This is a genomic window from Oceanirhabdus seepicola, assembly GCF_023684385.1.
Lineage (GTDB): Bacteria > Bacillota > Clostridia > Clostridiales > Clostridiaceae > Oceanirhabdus > Oceanirhabdus seepicola.
In genome coordinates, this window is sequence record NZ_JAGSOJ010000006.1 from 225,379 (window position 1) to 242,741 (window position 17,363).

At 31.9% G+C, this 17,363-nt stretch carries 17 protein-coding genes; all 17 read left to right on the forward strand.

Annotation, left to right across the window (positions count from 1 at the left end):
* The first annotated feature begins 53 nt into the window (after window positions 1–53).
* The 17 genes from KDK92_RS22875 to KDK92_RS22955 all read left to right on the forward strand — a co-directional run bounded on the left by KDK92_RS22875 (window position 54) and on the right by KDK92_RS22955 (window position 17,349).
* A complete protein-coding gene (locus KDK92_RS22875; protein ID WP_250861735.1) occupies window positions 54–1,385 on the forward strand; it encodes a hypothetical protein in 1,332 nt (443 codons plus the stop codon).
* A 156-nt stretch (window positions 1,386–1,541) separates the two neighbouring features.
* Complete coding sequence (gene ruvA, locus KDK92_RS22880; RefSeq protein ID WP_250861737.1) at window positions 1,542–2,141, forward strand: Holliday junction branch migration protein RuvA; 600 nt, start codon at window positions 1,542–1,544, stop codon at window positions 2,139–2,141.
* Window positions 2,142–2,176: 35 nt separating this feature from the next.
* Window positions 2,177–3,199, forward strand: coding sequence for a Holliday junction branch migration DNA helicase RuvB (ruvB, locus tag KDK92_RS22885; RefSeq protein WP_250861739.1), 1,023 nt, complete (start codon window positions 2,177–2,179; stop codon window positions 3,197–3,199).
* A 177-nt stretch (window positions 3,200–3,376) separates the two neighbouring features.
* The gene (gene queA, locus KDK92_RS22890; RefSeq protein WP_250861740.1) at window positions 3,377–4,402 is read left to right on the forward strand and encodes a tRNA preQ1(34) S-adenosylmethionine ribosyltransferase-isomerase QueA; all 1,026 of its coding nucleotides are present in this window, start codon (window positions 3,377–3,379) and stop codon (window positions 4,400–4,402) included.
* Between the two features lie 25 nt (window positions 4,403–4,427).
* Window positions 4,428–5,564, forward strand: coding sequence for a tRNA guanosine(34) transglycosylase Tgt (gene tgt, locus KDK92_RS22895; protein ID WP_250861741.1), 1,137 nt, complete (start codon window positions 4,428–4,430; stop codon window positions 5,562–5,564).
* A 70-nt stretch (window positions 5,565–5,634) separates the two neighbouring features.
* Window positions 5,635–5,943: a preprotein translocase subunit YajC gene (gene yajC, locus KDK92_RS22900; RefSeq protein ID WP_250861742.1), complete on the forward strand. Its 309-nt coding sequence runs from the start codon at window positions 5,635–5,637 to the stop codon at window positions 5,941–5,943.
* A gap of 75 nt (window positions 5,944–6,018) precedes the next feature.
* Window positions 6,019–6,387 (forward strand): TIGR04086 family membrane protein, encoded by a 369-nt coding sequence (locus KDK92_RS22905; protein ID WP_250861743.1) that lies wholly within the window; start codon window positions 6,019–6,021, stop codon window positions 6,385–6,387.
* Window positions 6,388–6,520: 133 nt separating this feature from the next.
* Window positions 6,521–6,658, forward strand: coding sequence for a six-cysteine ranthipeptide SCIFF (gene scfA / locus KDK92_RS22910; RefSeq protein ID WP_250861744.1), 138 nt, complete (start codon window positions 6,521–6,523; stop codon window positions 6,656–6,658).
* A 255-nt stretch (window positions 6,659–6,913) separates the two neighbouring features.
* The gene (gene scfB / locus KDK92_RS22915) at window positions 6,914–8,281 is read left to right on the forward strand and encodes a thioether cross-link-forming SCIFF peptide maturase (RefSeq protein ID WP_250861745.1); all 1,368 of its coding nucleotides are present in this window, start codon (window positions 6,914–6,916) and stop codon (window positions 8,279–8,281) included.
* Between the two features lie 102 nt (window positions 8,282–8,383).
* Window positions 8,384–9,697 carry a protein translocase subunit SecD gene (secD, locus tag KDK92_RS22920; protein ID WP_250861746.1) on the forward strand — a complete coding sequence of 438 codons (1,314 nt, stop codon included), beginning with the start codon at window positions 8,384–8,386 and terminating at the stop codon, window positions 9,695–9,697.
* Between the two features lie 6 nt (window positions 9,698–9,703).
* Window positions 9,704–10,585 carry a protein translocase subunit SecF gene (secF, locus tag KDK92_RS22925; RefSeq protein ID WP_250861747.1) on the forward strand — a complete coding sequence of 294 codons (882 nt, stop codon included), beginning with the start codon at window positions 9,704–9,706 and terminating at the stop codon, window positions 10,583–10,585.
* A 430-nt stretch (window positions 10,586–11,015) separates the two neighbouring features.
* Window positions 11,016–11,828: a single-stranded-DNA-specific exonuclease RecJ family protein gene (locus KDK92_RS22930; protein WP_250861748.1), complete on the forward strand. Its 813-nt coding sequence runs from the start codon at window positions 11,016–11,018 to the stop codon at window positions 11,826–11,828.
* A 167-nt stretch (window positions 11,829–11,995) separates the two neighbouring features.
* Entirely contained in the window at window positions 11,996–12,514 is a 519-nt protein-coding gene (locus tag KDK92_RS22935; protein WP_250861749.1) for an adenine phosphoribosyltransferase, read from the forward strand.
* Window positions 12,515–12,627: 113 nt separating this feature from the next.
* Entirely contained in the window at window positions 12,628–14,805 is a 2,178-nt protein-coding gene (locus KDK92_RS22940) for a RelA/SpoT family protein (RefSeq protein WP_250861750.1), read from the forward strand.
* 17 nt (window positions 14,806–14,822) lie between these two features.
* A complete protein-coding gene (gene dtd / locus KDK92_RS22945) occupies window positions 14,823–15,269 on the forward strand; it encodes a D-aminoacyl-tRNA deacylase (protein ID WP_250861751.1) in 447 nt (148 codons plus the stop codon).
* Window positions 15,270–15,284: 15 nt separating this feature from the next.
* The gene (locus tag KDK92_RS22950) at window positions 15,285–15,893 is read left to right on the forward strand and encodes an MBL fold metallo-hydrolase (RefSeq protein WP_250861752.1); all 609 of its coding nucleotides are present in this window, start codon (window positions 15,285–15,287) and stop codon (window positions 15,891–15,893) included.
* Between the two features lie 13 nt (window positions 15,894–15,906).
* On the forward strand, window positions 15,907–17,349 hold the full coding sequence (locus KDK92_RS22955) for a coproporphyrinogen III oxidase (RefSeq protein WP_250861753.1): 1,443 nt from the start codon (window positions 15,907–15,909) through the stop codon (window positions 17,347–17,349).
* Window positions 17,350–17,363 lie beyond the last annotated feature (14 nt).

A 17,363-nucleotide genomic window follows, 5' to 3' on the forward strand; every position in this document is an offset into this window, starting at 1 on the left:
TAAAGAACAAAGAACAAATTTTAATATTAAAGTCTATATAAGGAGTGATTTTTATGAATAGATTAGAAATTGATAGATTTTATATGAATGAAATTCTTGAAGATAAAGAAAAACATATAAAAAAATATAAAGAAATGACTGGAAAAGTCAAAAATTCTACTGCTATGTATAAGGGAGAACCAATCCCTTTTTTGTATATGCCTAAAATGTATACAGAGAATGATTTGAATATATTTAAAGAATTATCTGAAACTATGATGGGGATTTTGAGAAAAGTTATTGATAAGTATCTTACAAATGAGGAATATAAGAAAGAATTCAGATTTGGAGATTTGCTTGATAGATTAATCACAGTGGAGCACGGATATAGAGCATATGTTCCAATGGCAAGAATTGATATATTCTATAGAGGTGAAGGGAAATTTAAGTTCTGTGAATTAAATGCAGATGGATCGTCTGCTATGAATGAAGATAGAGAACTTGGGAGAATATTCAGAGAGAGTGGAATCTTTGATAACATTCCAGAAACATTGATTGAGGAAAATTTTGAACTCTTTAATAGCTGGGTGAAGGAATGTGAAAAGATGTATTGTGAATTTGGGGGAATAAAGGGTGAAGATACAACAGTAGCTATTATGGATTGGTCTGGGGGCGGAACGGTTAATGAGTTTGAGGTTTTTAGACAAGCATTTGAATATAATGGATTTAAAGCTATCATAGTGGATCCTAGAGAGGTTACATTCATAGATGACGCCCTATATTATGGAGATACTAAGATTGATATTGTTTATAGAAGACTTGTAACACGTGAGATAATAGATAGAAGTGATGAAATTCAAGATTTTATTAAAGGATGTTTGAGTGGAAAAGTATGTGTAATTGGACCAATAAAATCTCAGATAATACACAATAAGAGAATATTTAAAATATTACATGATGAAGAAACAAAAGATTTCTTAACAGAGAAAGAAGTAAAATTTATCGAGGAACATATACCTTTAACTAAATATTTTGAAGGAGAAGAGTGGGATATAGAGGAGCAAATAGTAAATAAAGATGAGTTGATTTTGAAACCTTGTGATTTATATGCCTCAAGAGGGGTTTATGCAGGAAAGGATTTCCCAGATGAAATGTGGAGAGAGAAATTATTGGAGTGTAAGGATGAGGATTACTTGATACAAGAGTATTATACTCCTCATAAAACTACATTGCTTGAGGTTACAGAAGATGATATTTTGCAGTATGATTTTAATAATATTACAGGTATATATATGTATAATGAAAAATTTGCAGGATTATATTCAAGAGTTGGTAAAAATCCAATAATTTCAGGATTACATGAGTGTTATACATTGCCTACATTTATAATAAAGGAAAGAGATTAAGAAAACAAATTGATAGTGTAGAATGTATAATGGAGAACCAATTCTCCATTATCAATTATACATTTCGTTTAAACGCACTTAGTGTGTTTTTTTCGTTGAACATTTTTTCGTATAATGGTAAAGTATAATATAGAACAAAAGTAGGGTGGTGAAGTTTTGTACGAATACATAAAAGGAAAGTATGAAGGTTTAAATAAAGGTTACATAATTTTAGAAAATAATAATATTGGATATAAAATATTCACTTCAGGAACAACAATAGCACAGATGCCTAAAATAGGTGAGGATGTTAAGTTATATATTGAGCAGATAGTGAGACAAGACTTTATTGGATTGTATGGTTTTTTGACTATGGACGAACTAAATATGTTCAATATGTTTCTTAATGTTAATGGTGTTGGGGCAAAAGCTTCATTATCATTATTATCAATTGCTAACATTGAAACATTGAAATATTCCATAGTGAATGAGGATGATAAGACCATCACAAGAGCTCCTGGAATAGGAAAGAAAACTGCTCAGAGAATCATATTAGAGCTTAAAGATAAGATTAAGAAGCTTGATGAATTTGATGGTAATATTCAGATGGAATTACTAGATGAAAGCTCTAGTATATCAAATGCTAAAGAAGCAGCAGAGGCTTTGATGTCTTTAGGATATACTGAGAAAGAAGCGGATAAAGTTCTGAAGAATGTTGATAAGAGTGATACAATTGAAAATATCATAAAGGAAAGCTTGAAACTTCTTATGAACTAAGGATTTGAATTATTAAAGTGAAGAGGTGAATAATTATGGATGATAGAATAATAGCCTCACAAGAAATGTTTGAAGATAACGATAGCGAATTTTCATTAAGACCCCAAAATTTAAAAGAATATATTGGGCAGAAAAAGGTAAAAGAAAAACTAGAGATTTTCATTCAAGCTGCAAAGCTAAGGGATGAAGCTCTTGATCATGTGCTTCTTTATGGACCACCAGGTCTTGGAAAAACAACTCTTGCAAATATTATTGCCAGGGAAATGGGGGGAGATTTAAAAATAACCTCAGGACCAGCTATTGAGAGGGCTGGAGATTTAGCGGCTATATTAACCAATTTAAAAGATAATGATGTACTTTTTATTGATGAGATTCATAGATTAAGCAGAGCAGTTGAGGAGATTCTTTATCCTGCAATGGAGGATTATGCTTTAGATATTGTCATAGGTAAGGGAGCAGCGGCTAAATCTATTCGTATAGATCTACCTAAATTCACATTGATAGGAGCTACAACTAGATTAGGATTATTAACATCACCTCTAAGAGATAGATTTGGGGTTATGTGTTCTATGGAATTCTATGAAATTGATGAACTAAGAGAAATTGTTGTAAGGTCAGCAGATATCTTAAATGTAGATATAATTGAAAGTGCTGCTGAAATGATAGGAAGAAGATCAAGAGGGACTCCAAGAATCGCTAATAGACTTTTGAAAAGGGTTAGAGATTATTGTTCAGTTAAAGGTGATGGAATAATTACTGAAGAGATTGTTCAAAACGCTGCAGAACTTCTGGAGATAGATCTTGAAGGTTTTGATAAGATTGATAATAAGATTCTTAAAGCTATCATAAATAACTTTAATGGTGGGCCAGTAGGGGTGGAGACACTTGCATATTTTATTGGGGAAGAGAGCTCTACAGTGGAAGATGTATATGAACCATATCTTCTACAGAAAGGATTTATCTTAAGAACACCAAGAGGTAGGGTTGCTGGTGATAGAGCTTATGAACATTTCAACATTAAGAGGGGTAAAAGATTGATTCAAGAATCAATTTTTTAAAAATAAATATTTGGAAAGTTAATAAAGTATAATGAAAGCGGCTAAAATATAACATAGGCATTATAGTTATCTTATTTAAAACACAATTTATTACATTAAATTATGTGCATTTTTTTAATGAAATACCTTTTTATATAAGAAACCTATAAGAATTGCCTTAGAGAAAGGGTGTAAAATTTGAAGGTTAAAGATTTTTACTTTGATTTACCTGAAGAGCAAATTGCTCAAAAACCAGCAGAAAAGAGAGATCTCTCTAGATTGATGGTTTATGATAGAGAAAGTGGAGAGGTAGAACATAAAGTTTTTAAAGATATTGTAGACTATCTTAATGAGGGAGATTGCTTGGTGCTCAATAATACAAGAGTTCTTCCTGCAAGATTATTTGGATCAAAGGAAAATACAGGAGGAAAAGTTGAGTTCCTACTATTAAAGAGAATAGATAAAAATACATGGGAGAGTCTTGTTAAGCCTGGGAAAAAAGCTAAACCAGGAACAAGATTCGTATTTGGAGATGGAAGATTAAAATGTGAAGTAACAGGAATCGGTGAAGAGGGAAGTAGGATTATTAAGTTCGAGTATGATGGAGTGTTTGAAGAGATACTTGATGAGCTTGGTAATATGCCATTACCTCCTTATATAACTGAGAGACTTGAAGATAAAGAGCGTTACCAAACCGTGTATTCAAAAGAAGTGGGATCTGCGGCAGCACCAACAGCTGGGCTGCATTTCACAGAAGAATTACTTAGGAAAATTAAGGATAAAGGTGTGAAAATGGCATACGTCACACTACATGTTGGATTAGGTACTTTTAGACCTGTTAAGGCAGAAACTATCGCAGAACACCATATGCATTCCGAATACTATGAAATTGATGATGAAGCAGCAAAGATAATAAATGACACCAAAAAAAATGGTGGAAGAGTAATTGCGGTTGGTACAACTTCTTGTAGAACACTTGAAAGTGCAGCAGAAGAGAATGGGCATCTTGAAGGAAAAAAAGGGGATACAGAGATATTCATATATCCAGGATATAAATTTAAAGTTATTGATGGTATTATTACAAATTTCCATCTGCCTGAGTCTACGCTTATAATGCTGATTAGTGCATTGAGTAGTAGAGATAAAATTATTAACGCTTATAACATTGCAGTTAAAGAAAATTATAGATTCTTCAGTTTTGGAGATGCTATGTTCATTAGATAAAAGGATATTTAGAGAGGAGAAAATAATGGGTAAATATACATTATTAAAAAAAGAAGGAAGTGCTAGGAGAGGAAGATTTGAAACAGTACATGGTACTATAGAAACTCCTGTTTTTATGAATGTTGGTACACTTGCAGCGATAAAAGGGGCAGTGTCATCAATGGATCTTAAGGAAATAAGATGTCAGGTGGAACTTTCTAATACTTATCATCTTCATTTAAGACCAGGTGATGATGTTGTTAAAGAGTTGGGTGGATTACATAAATTTATGAATTGGGATAGACCTATTCTTACAGATTCAGGCGGATTCCAAGTTTTCTCATTAGCTGGTATGAGAAAGATTAAAGAAGAGGGAGTGTATTTTAGTTCCCACATTGACGGAAGAAAAATATTTATGGGACCAGAGGAAAGTATGCAGATACAGAGTAATCTTGCATCTACTATAGCAATGGCATTTGATGAGTGTATTCCTAATCCTTCAACAAGAGAATATGTTATTGGCTCAGTAGCTAGAACAACAAGATGGCTTGAAAGATGTAAGACAGAAGTTGATAGATTAAATTCATTAGAAACAACTATAAATAGAAATCAAATGTTATTTGGAATAAACCAAGGTGGGGTTTACAACGATATCAGAATCGAGCATGCTAAGAGGATTGTTGATATGGATCTTGATGGGTATGCAATAGGTGGATTAGCAGTTGGGGAAACTCATGAAGAAATGTATGATGTTATAGAAAATGTGACACCACATTTACCACACGACAAACCAATTTATCTTATGGGAGTTGGACTTCCAAGTAATATACTTGAAGCAGTTGATAGGGGAGTAGATTTCTTTGATTGCGTATTACCAGCTAGAAATGGAAGGCATGGTCATGTGTTTACAAAAAACGGAAAGATAAATCTTTTCAATAAGAAGTTTGAACTAGATGGTGCTCCTATTGATGAAGGATGTGATTGTCCTGCATGTAGAAATTATAGTAGAGCATATATAAGGCATCTATTTAAAGCAAAAGAGATGCTTGCAATGAGATTGTGTGTGCTTCATAATCTATATTTCTATAATAAGCTTATGGAAGAAATTAGAGCTGCTTTAGATGGTGGCTATTTCAAACAATATAAAAAGCAGAAGTTAGAAGAATGGAATGGAAGAGCATAATTTATTTGAATTAAATTCATTTTTATGATTTAATAGGAATTAGAATATCTTTTAAGGAGGTAGTTATATTATGGGACCACAGTTGATTCAAATGTTAATTGTTTTTGGTATAATGTTTGGAATGATGTATCTTTTAATTATTGTACCAGATAAGAAAAGAAGAAAGAAATATTCTTCAATGCTAGATACTATGAAAGTAAACGATAAAATTACAACTAAAGGTGGAATTGTTGGAAAGATAATAAATATCAAGGACGACTACATAATTCTTGAAACAGGTCCTGATAGAGCAAGAGTTAAAATGCTTAAAACAGGAATTCTTACAATAGAAAACAATGATACTAGTGAAGCAGCAGTAACATCAGAAGAAAAAAAGTAATAAATATTTTCTAATGTAGAATATTACCCTTCTATCTCTCATAATTATTTACAAAAGAGAAATAGGAGGGTTTTTATGTACAAGAAAATTAATTACATATGTGTTGGACAAGGTGCAATAAGGGCTTGTGTAGTAACATTAATATTACTTATTATCTTTACTGGTATAACATCTATATTCGGAGATAATGACTCTGTAAAATCTGTGGTGTATATGATAATAACATGCTTAAGTGTATTATACGGCGCATCATATGCTGCTAGTAAAGCAGGGAAAAAAGGATGGCTAGTAGGGTTGATGGTAGCGGCTATTTATAGTGTTTGTATTTACCTTGCATCAATTGGTGCAGGTAGAGAAAGTGTTTTCGTTATGAGAGATGTAGTTAGATTCTGTTTGGCCTTGGTAGTTGGAACATTATCCGGCATGCTTGGAATAAATATCTAGAAAAATTCATATATTATGATGAAAACATAGAATAAAAGCTATATAAATGAAAAAGTATCCATATAAATACTTTTTTAAACTTTGTTTTTATGTTATAATAAATCAGAATAATTGGGATGAGAGGAGATTAAACATGAAACACATTAAAATTATTAATAAGTCTAGCTTAAAAGACACATTAAAGAAGCCTGGTTGCAAAGAATGTGCAAACTCTTGTCAATCTGCATGTAAAACTTCATGTACAGTTGGAAACTTACAGTGTGAAAACTAAAAAACATTTCGAAAGCAGTAACGTCAGTTACTGCTTTGAGTTTGTTAAAGAATAGTATTTGGAGTTTTTAACTAGAATTCCTATATTATTAGGCAAATGAGAAAAAATAACTTTTTTCTCAACAAGCCTTTAATTAAAGGCAATAAAATTAATTGATAAGGTACATGAAAATAAATAACAAGTTAAATATCTGTCTCATACGGATTGGTTAGTTATTTGAATATGCCTAAATACGATAAATAGGAGGAAATGATAGTGGCTTTGATACATAAGTTTAAACAGGGAAATGATTATTTTGTTATTGATATCAATTCAGGATCACTTCATAAGATTGATGAGTTAGTATTTGATATTTTAGACGATGAAAAGTTTTTAGATTTAGAGATTGTAAAGAAAAATTTAAATGGTAAATATGAAAATCAAATGATAGAAGAAGCATATGAAGAATTGAAATACCTTGTGAATGAAGGGTATTTGTATTCAGAAGAATTATATAGAGATATAGCTATTAATGGGCAAGAAGGACCATCGTATATAAAGGCGCTATGCTTAAATATTATTCATGATTGTAATCTTCAATGTAAATATTGTTTTGCAGATGAAGGTGAGTATCATGGTGGTAAGAAGAGGATGTCTGTCGATGTGGCTAAGAAAGCAATTGACTTTGTTATAAAGAATTCTGGACCTAGAAAAAACATTGAGGTTGATCTTTTTGGAGGAGAACCTTTAATGGTTATGAAAGAAATTAAAGAAATTGTCCAATATGGTAGAGAAGCTGGAGTGAAACACGGGAAAAATATTAGATTCACTATGACTACTAATGCTACATTATTGAACGATGAGATCATTGAGTATTTAAATGAAAATATGGTAAATATTATTTTGAGTCTTGATGGAAGAAAGAATATTAATGATGCAATGAGACAAAGAAAAGATGGAACAGGAAGTTATGATACTATACTTCCTAAGATTAAAAAAATGGTTGCTAAGAGAGATAAGGACAAAATGCACTATGTGAGAGGTACATTCACAAGAAATAATCTTGACTTTTTCCAAGATGTAAAGCATTTTGTAGAAGAAGGATTTAAGGAGATTTCTATCGAACCAGTTGTTCTTCCATACGAAAATCCACTAGCTTTACAACCTGAAGATGTAGAAGTTATAAAGGCAGAGTATGATAAACTTTATAAATATATGGCTGAGAAAAATTCAAAAGGTGAAGGATTCAATTTCTATCATTTTAATGTGGATTTAAAGGGTGGGCCATGTATATATAAGAGAATAAGTGGATGCGGCGCTGGACATGAGTATGTAGCCATAACACCAGAAGGAGAAATATATCCATGTCATCAGTTTGTCGGACAAGAAGAATATAAAATGGGTACACTAGAGAGTGATGAATTGAATCAGGATATAATGAAAAAGTTCAAGAGTGCTCATATTTATAATAAAGAAAAGTGTACAGGGTGCTGGGCAAGATTCTACTGTAGTGGCGGTTGTCAAGCTAATAATCATAGTTTTAATGGGGATATGAATAAACCATATGAACTAGGTTGTGAACTTCAAAAGAAGAGAATTGAATGTGCTATTGCATTAAAAGCATTACAGATGGAAAAAGAATAAAAAAAGAAAAGTCTTAAATTGGAAATATTGACTATTTAACGTATAGGATTTATAATTAATTCTATGGATGTTGATTTAACTTGCGAGTAAAGGAGGATATACATGAAAAAAGGAAAAGGTACCTTAATATTTTTAATCATCGTTTTATTTGTAGGAATTTTTTCTTTTGCTACTTTTAATGGGCTTACAGTATTTAATACATATAAATTTAAGTCTATGGATGAAAGTATAGGAAAGGGATTGGATCTTGTTGGAGGGATTTCTGTAGTAGAAACTGTTCAAGATTACAACGTAAGTGATGAGGAGGTTCAAAAATATAAGGAGAGCAACCCAAATGAGAGTGTTGCCACTATTAGAAGAACCTTAGAAGAAAGTGCAATGGCTAGAACTAAAGAACTAATTGAAATGAGAGTAAATAAATTAGGGATAAGTGAAACAGTTGTTGCAAGAGACGGGGAAGATAGAATCAGAATCGAAATACCAGGTGTATATGATTCTGAGGAAGTAATTAACCTTGTTGGTAAAACTGGTCAACTTAAGTTTGTTGGTCCAGATGGTGAAACAATCTTAACTGGAGAAGATGTTGAGAGAGCGGTTGCTAGAAGAGATGAAATTGGAAGACCATTGGTTTCGTTGAATCTTAATAAAGAAGGCGCTGTGAAGTTTGAAGAAGCTACAAAAAAGTTCCTAAATCAACAAATTATAATATATTTAGATGAGGATGAAATTGTTAGTCCAACAGTATCAGCTGTTATTACAAGTGGAGATGCTGTTATAAACAATATTGAGAGTGAGCAGAGAGCAAGTAGTATTGCAAACTTAATCAACTCAGGAGCGCTTCCTGTTACATTAAAGGTTGAATCATATAATACTGTAGGTGCAACTTTAGGAGCAAACGCATATTCATTAAGTAAAACAGCAGGAATGATTGGAATTCTAATCATTATGGTATTTATGATAATTTATTACAGAATACCTGGAATAATATCTTCAATCGCATTATTATTATTTGTTGTTTTAGATATGAATATTTTTGCAAGTTTAGGTGGGGTTTTAACGTTAGCAGGTATAGCAGGTTTACTTTTAACAATAGGTATGGCTGTAGATGCTAATGTGCTTATTTTTGAAAGAATAAAAGAAGAAATTAAACTTGGGAAATCACCAAGAACTGCTTTGGATGCAGGATATAGTAGAGCGTTAATTTCTATTGTAGATGCAAATGTAACTACATTAATTGCTGCACTAATACTGTATTTCATAGGTACAGGAGCAGTTAAAGGATTTGCATTAACGTTATTGATTGGTATAGCTGTAAGTATGCTTACTGCTCTTGTGTTCACAAAATACATGTTAAAACTTGGAATGTCCATGGGTATACTTAAGAAACCTGGACACTTCGGTGTGAAAAGGGGGTAGTGGAGTATGCTAAAGATAGTTGAAAAGAGTAAAATTTGGTTTTCTATTTCCATAGCAATAATCGCAGTAGGACTATTCTTTATGTTTACAAATGGACTGAACTTTGGTATCGATTTTAAAGGTGGAACAGTTGTAAAGGTTGATTTCCAGAAAGAGATGAGTCAAGATGATAAAACAGAAATAGAAACAATAATTTCAAAATACTGTGATGTGGATGATACTGAAATCAGAGTTGTTAATAAAACTGAAGTTGAATTATCATTTAAAGCTGATGCAATTGAAAAAGAAAGTATAGGTGCACTACATAAAGAAATTAAAGATAAGTTTGAGTTGAAAGATGATTACGTTTTATCAGAGAGCAACAAAGGGGCGTCTATAAGTAAAGAACTTACTAGAACGGCTTGGATTGCAGTTGTTGTTGCTACTATTGCCATGCTGATATATATAACTTTCAGATTTGAATTTACATTTGGTGTTGCAGCAGTTATTGCATTGTTACATGATATTTTAATAACATTGAGTATTTATGCTATTTTCGATGTTAAGATCAACACACCGTTTATTGCAGCAATGTTAACTATTCTAGGTTATTCTATAAATGACACTATCGTTGTATTTGATAGAGTAAGAGAGAATAAAAATAAAAATAGAAAGTTACCACTTAATGAATTAGCTAATAACAGTATAAGACAAACAATTTCAAGATCTATTAATACGTCTATTTCTACATTGATTACAATTATAATTTTATTTATTCTTGTACCATCAATTAGAGAATTTACACTTCCATTAATTGTTGGGGTAGTATCAGGATCTTATTCATCAATATTCATAGCTAGTCCAGCTTGGGTAATGATTAGCAAGAAATTTAAAAAAGCTTATAAATAAATTTTTAAAAAAGCATGCATTCGCATGCTTTTTTTATTCTTTAGGAAATTGAATAATTTCATAAAGAATTTATCACATGTAATGTTGCTTATATCAATGGGTTATATGATTGTGTAAAATTGTACCAGTTCAATTTCTAAAGAATAAAAAAATGAAGGGGTTGTAGGGGAAGTATTTCCCCTGCCGGTTTAAGATGGGTGCTCAGCAACGATAGTTGCGTCGAAGGGAAACATAGGTTTCCCTAGCGAAGCGCGTGAAACGCGCCTTTTTTAGTTGAGAACTTTTTAAAACCCTAGCAGTAATTAAATCCTCTTAAAACATTGTAATATTTCACGTTTTCAATTATAATATAAGATGTTTCTCTTTAGTTCGTTAAAAATTGACAAACAAGCTTAAGAGACAAAAAATCATTTTAGATAAGGGTAATATTATGGCTTATAATTTGGAAAACAGTTTGAAGAGGGTTATTAATGCAATTACATATAGGGAAAAGATAGTAGTGTTCTCAAATAATGACTCTGAGAGTATTTTAAGTCTGTCATCATTATTGCTCACTTTGAGGTATTTGAATGCTGATGTTGAATACCTTACACCAAATGAGTTTACTTTAGATGGGAAGTTAACAAAGAATTATATTGATAATTATATTAAAGCTTTTGGAGCTAAACTTGTAATATTAATTGGTTGTGATCTTCAATCTCATAAAGAAGATGAGATTTTGAGGGAAAATGGCATCGATTTTATAGTAGTAAAAAAGGATGCTAAGTACTATCAAGAGAATTTCATTGTGAATGAGGCTAATATAGAAGGATATAGCAAAGAATGTATAACAGATGCAATATTAGTCTTTGATATAATAGAAGCAATCTCATCCTATTATAGGACGGGTGTGTTCTATAAGTATACTGATTTAATAATGTTAGCTATAATCAGTTCCGATTTGGCTATTAAGGATATAAATAGATTATTGATTAGATTAGGGATAGACAAATTACATAATACAAATAATTATGGGATAAAAGCATTATTTGAAATGAATGATATCAATGAAATAAATCTATCAACATTGCAGTTAGTGGTTGAAGGCGTTAAGCCTTCTCTTAACGCATTGGGAAGAATGGATGACTCGAAGATTCTAGTTGAGTTATTTACTACAGATAATCTGCAAAGAGCTAGACAGATTGCTAAGTATCTTATTAAAGAAAGTGAACAGAAAAGAATTCATGAAAAGAGGGCATATTGAAATAAATTGTATGATGAGATATAATAATAAATAGATTGATTTTATTATATATTTATGAAAATTAACGTACATAGGTAATGTTTTTAATAATTATAAGTATTTATAGATAATGAGGAAATACTTATATATTTCTATTTAAGAATAAATTAATATTAGGGGGCATAAAATTGGATTTAAGAGATAGTATTCGTATAATTGAAAACTTTCCTGTTGAAGGGATTAGTTTTAAGGATATAACGCCATTGTTGGCAGATGGAGAAGCGTTAAGGGAAGCAATAAATCAGATTGTTAACCACTTAAAGGATAAGAACATTGACATGATTGCTGGACCAGAGGCAAGAGGTTTCTTATTTGGGGTGCCAGTTGCTAATGAATTGGGAATTGGATTTATTCCAGTGAGAAAACCAGGAAAGTTACCATATGATACTTATGCGGTTGAGTATGACTTGGAATATGGCAAAGATAGATTAGAAATTCATAAAGATGCTATAAAGCCTGGGCAGAGAATCGCTGTTGTTGATGACTTGTTGGCTACAGGTGGAACAGTAGCTGCAGTTTCTAAACTGATTGAAGAAGTTGGTGGAGAAGTAGCTTCTTTGAATTTTGTTATAGAACTAACTGATTTAAATGGAAGAGATAAATTACAAGGATATGATATAAACTCACTTATTAAATATGATATTTAAAGAAAATTCCAATGATTAATTGCATAATTCGAAAGTATATAATATAATAATTTTATAAAAATAAGTATTAACGACTGGTTTATGACCAGTCGTTTAATTTAGGGGTAATTAGTATGTTGATGAAACTGTTTAATATACTCGATGAAAATGGAAGTTATATTAATAAAAAATTCATAGAGAAAGCTTTTAGATTTGCTAATGATGCACATGAGAATCAGAGAAGGAAATCTGGTGAGTTATACATTACTCATCCTCTTGAAGTGGCGTGTATCCTCGCTGAGATGAATTTAGACGAGAATACTATAGCGGCAGCTTTATTACATGATGTGGTTGAAGATACTCATTATACATTTGATGATGTAAAGGTGGAATTCAATGAACAGGTTGCAATACTTGTTGATGGTGTAACTAAATTAGAAAAGATAAAGTATAAGTCTAAGGAAGAAGAACAAGCAGATAATGTAAGAAAAATGGTTCTTGCTATGGCTAAGGACATTAGGGTTATACTAATTAAATTGGCCGATAGACTTCATAACATGAGAACACTAAAATATATGCCAATCGATAAACAAAAAGAAAAAGCAAAAGAGGCTATAGATATATATGCACCTCTTGCACATAGATTGGGAATTTCAAAAATTAAGTGGGAACTTGAAGACTTATCATTACGATATTTAGATCCTAATGAGTATTATAACCTTGTTCGTATGATTGCGGAAAAAAGAGCAGGAAGAGAGATGTTTATAAATAGCATCATAGATGAACTATCTGACAAACTGTCGGTAGCGGGTATTCAGTCAGAAATTGAAGGTAGGCCTAAACACTTCTACAGCATCTATAGAAAGATGATAAACAAGAATAAGAGTATTGATCAAATCTTTGATTTAACTGCTCTTAGAATTCTTGTTGAAGATGTAGGGAGTTGTTATGCTGCGTTAGGTATAGTGCATACTTTATATAAACCTATTCCAGGTAGATTTAAAGATTATATTGCAATGCCAAAGCCTAATATGTATCAATCAATCCATACAACGCTTATTGGACCGCAAGGAAAAACATTTGAGATTCAAATTAGAACTATGGAAATGCATAAAACTGCTGAGTATGGGATAGCTGCTCATTGGAAATATAAAGAAGGGCAAACGGAAAATGGTGAGAATGATTTTGAAACTAAACTAACATGGTTAAGAGATATTCTTGAGTGGCAAGGGGAAACATCGGATGCTGCTGAGTTTATGGATTCATTTAAGATAGATCTGTTTTCTGATGAGGTCTTTGTATTTACACCAAGAGGAGATGTTATAAATTTACCTTCGGAGTCTACTCCTGTTGACTTTGCGTATAGAATTCATACGGATATTGGACATAGATGTGTAGGAGCGAAAGTAAATAACAAAATAGTACCTATTGATTATAAGCTAAAAACAGGGCAGATTGTGGAAGTTATAGCTTCGCCTGGAATGAAGGCACCTAGTATAGGGTGGTTGTCTTTTGTGAAAAGTAATCAGGCTAAGAGCAAGATTAAAGCTTGGTTTAGAAAAGAACAGAGAGACGAGAACATCCGAGTTGGTAAAGAAATGATTGAAAAAGAATGTAAGAAGATGAAGGTAGTTCTATATGAACTACTTTGTGAGGATAATGTTGAAAAGTTATTTAAAAGATTTAACATTAAGACTTACGAGGATCTTTTTGCAGAAGTAGGATCAGGAGAGGTTCTTCTTGACTATGTATTTAATAAGATTAGTGATCTTATTAAGACAAATAAAGAAAAACTTACAATCGAAGAGGAACAGGAGAGAATCTCAGCACTTCTCAAGAGAGGTAATAAAGCTGATGAGAAAAATGGAGATGTTGTTATTAGGGGAGCTGACAATCTTATGGTCAGATTCGCAAAATGCTGTAATCCGGTTCCTGGGGACGATGTGATTGGTTATGTTACTAAAGGAAGAGGTATATCTATACACAGAAAAGACTGTAAAAATGCAAGTAATCTTTTGAAAACAGAAGGTGAAAAGATAATAGATGTTAACTGGGGTAAAATTAAATCAAATGAATTCATCAGTGAAATTGAGATGAAGAGTGTTAATAGAGATGGTATTCTTGCTGATGTCATGGAATGTGTTGTAAAGTGTAAAACACCAGTATGTTCAATAAATGCAGTTACTCAAAGTGATGGTATTGCATTGATAAATTTAAAGATTAGAGTTAATAGTATTGAGCATATAAAGACTGTAATAAAGAAACTAAAGAAAATTGATGGAATTTTGGAGATATATAGACTGAAAAAGTAATATGAGAGGTGAATGTTATGAGAGCGGTTGTCCAGAGAGTTAAAGAATCTAAAGTTGAGGTAGATGGAAAAATTATTGGGGAAATAGGTAAAGGGTTAAACGTTCTTTTAGGTATTTGTGAAGAAGATGATGAGAAGGATATAAAATATCTTAAAGATAAGATTGTAAATTTAAGAATTTTTGAAGATGAAAATGGAAAAATGAACAAATCACTTTTAGATGTGGAGGGTGAACTTCTAATAATCTCTCAATTTACTCTTTATGGAGATTGTAGAAAGGGTAGACGTCCAAACTTTATGAGGGCACTTGGTGGAGTTGAATCAGAAAAACTTTACGAAAAGTTTGTAGAAGCATGTAAAAATGAAGTTAATGTTCAGACGGGTGAATTTGGAGCAGATATGGATGTTCATATTTTAAATGATGGACCAGTGACGCTTTTACTTGAAAGTAATAAAGATTTCTAACATTTGGAGGGTTCTATGATTATAAAACGAGTTGTGGCAGGGATTTATGGAGCTAATTGTTATCTTGTGAAAGATGAAGTTAGTGGAAAAGGAGTTGTCATTGATCCTGGTGGAGATGTTGATGATATTTTGAAGGCATTAATAAAAATAGAGATGGATGTTGAATATATTTTATTTACACATGGGCATGTGGATCACACAACAGGAGGAGCGGAACTTCAAGAAGCTGTGGGTGGTAAAATTGCAATTTCTAGTGAAGATGATAAACTTATTATGAGTGGAGCCTCGTTATATGGACCGCTGTTATCTAATGGTGCAGATATGCATTTAGCATCAGGTGGTGTGCTTAAAGTAGGAGAACTTGAGATAGAGTGTATTGCAACTCCGGGACACACACCTGGAGGTATGAGTTTTAAAGTTGGAGAGGTGGTTTTTACAGGAGATACGCTATTTTATAGATCTATTGGCAGAACTGATCTTATAGGAGGAGATAGTGATTTAATTGCTAAAAGTATTAAGGAAAAACTCTATACTCTTCCAGAAGAAACAATTGTTTATCCAGGGCATGGTGGTACTCCAACAACTATAAAAGACGAGAAGAGAGAAAACTCTTTTGTAAGGTAGAGGTAAGTTTTCGATGAAGAAAATTTTAAATAAAAATAAAATAATAATTAAGTTGAATGATGAACATTATTCTTATGATGTATATCAGATGTTCAATATATATTATCAGAATCTCAAAATTGAGTTTCACGAAGAAAACTATGAATATGAAGTTTTTATTCATGAACATGAGGTTGTTATTGTAAATGATGGTCAATCTTGGCGGTTTGAAATTTCAAAAGAGAAACACATTAAAGAGGAGATAAGAAAAGGGATATTTTCTTATCTTAGAGAAAAAACAGGAAAAATATTTCCTTGGGGTACACTGATTGGTATAAGACCAAGCAAAAGGGCTATGACACTTTTAAAAGAAGGAAAAAGTATCCATGAGATAGTTGAATTTTATCATAGAACATCATTAACCAGCGAAGAAAAAGCTAAATTATGTATTGAAGTAGCGGAGAATGAGTTAAAGTTGATGGATGAAGATAGAAAAAAGATTAGTGTATATATAGGTATGCCTTATTGCCCTAGTAAATGTTTATATTGTTCTTTCACTTCCAATCCGATAGGAAGGAAAGAGAAAGAAGTTGAAGAGTACATAAAAACTCTCTTATGGGAGATTAAGAATATTTCTGAAGAGATTAAAAGGCTTGATCTAACTATAGATACTGTGTATTTTGGTGGGGGAACGCCTACAGCGGTTAATGAACAGCAGTTCAGACAAGTTATGGAAAGTATTTATGAAAACTTTATTACTAATTTTAGGATAAGGGAATTCACTGTTGAATGTGGTAGACCGGATTCGATTACCTACGATAAGTTGCTGTGTATGAAAGAAATGGCGGTTAATAGAATAAGTATAAATCCTCAAACTATGAATGATTATACCCTTAAGAGTATAGGGAGAACCCATGATTCGGAAGATATAATTAAAACGTTTAAAATGGCTAGAGAGTTAGGTCATGACAATATAAATATGGATTTAATTATAGGGTTGCCTGGTGAAGGATTAAATGAGGTCAAGAAAACATGTGAAGAGATAAAAAGACTCTCGCCTGAGAGTATAACTGTACATGGATTATCTATTAAAAGAGGCTCGAAATTATATGAAAAACTTGTGGTAGAAAAATCCCTTAGTATTTCGGAACAACATGAAATAGTAAAAATGTTTAAGTTGGTTGAAGAGGTTTCATTAAAAATGAATATGAAACCATATTATATGTATAGACAAAAGAATATGCTTGGCAATATGGAAAACATAGGGTATTCTATTAGTAGAAGCGAGTGTGTTTACAATATTGCTATGATAGAAGATACTCAAACGATTATTGCTGTAGGTGCTAATGGAATTTCTAAATTTCTATTTGATAATGGTATCATTGAGAGATTAGCAAATAATAAAGATGTGAGAACCTATATGGATAAAGTTGAAGAGATTACTGAGGAAAAAGTAAAGATGCTCAGGAAAGTTTAAAAGGAGGAAAAAAA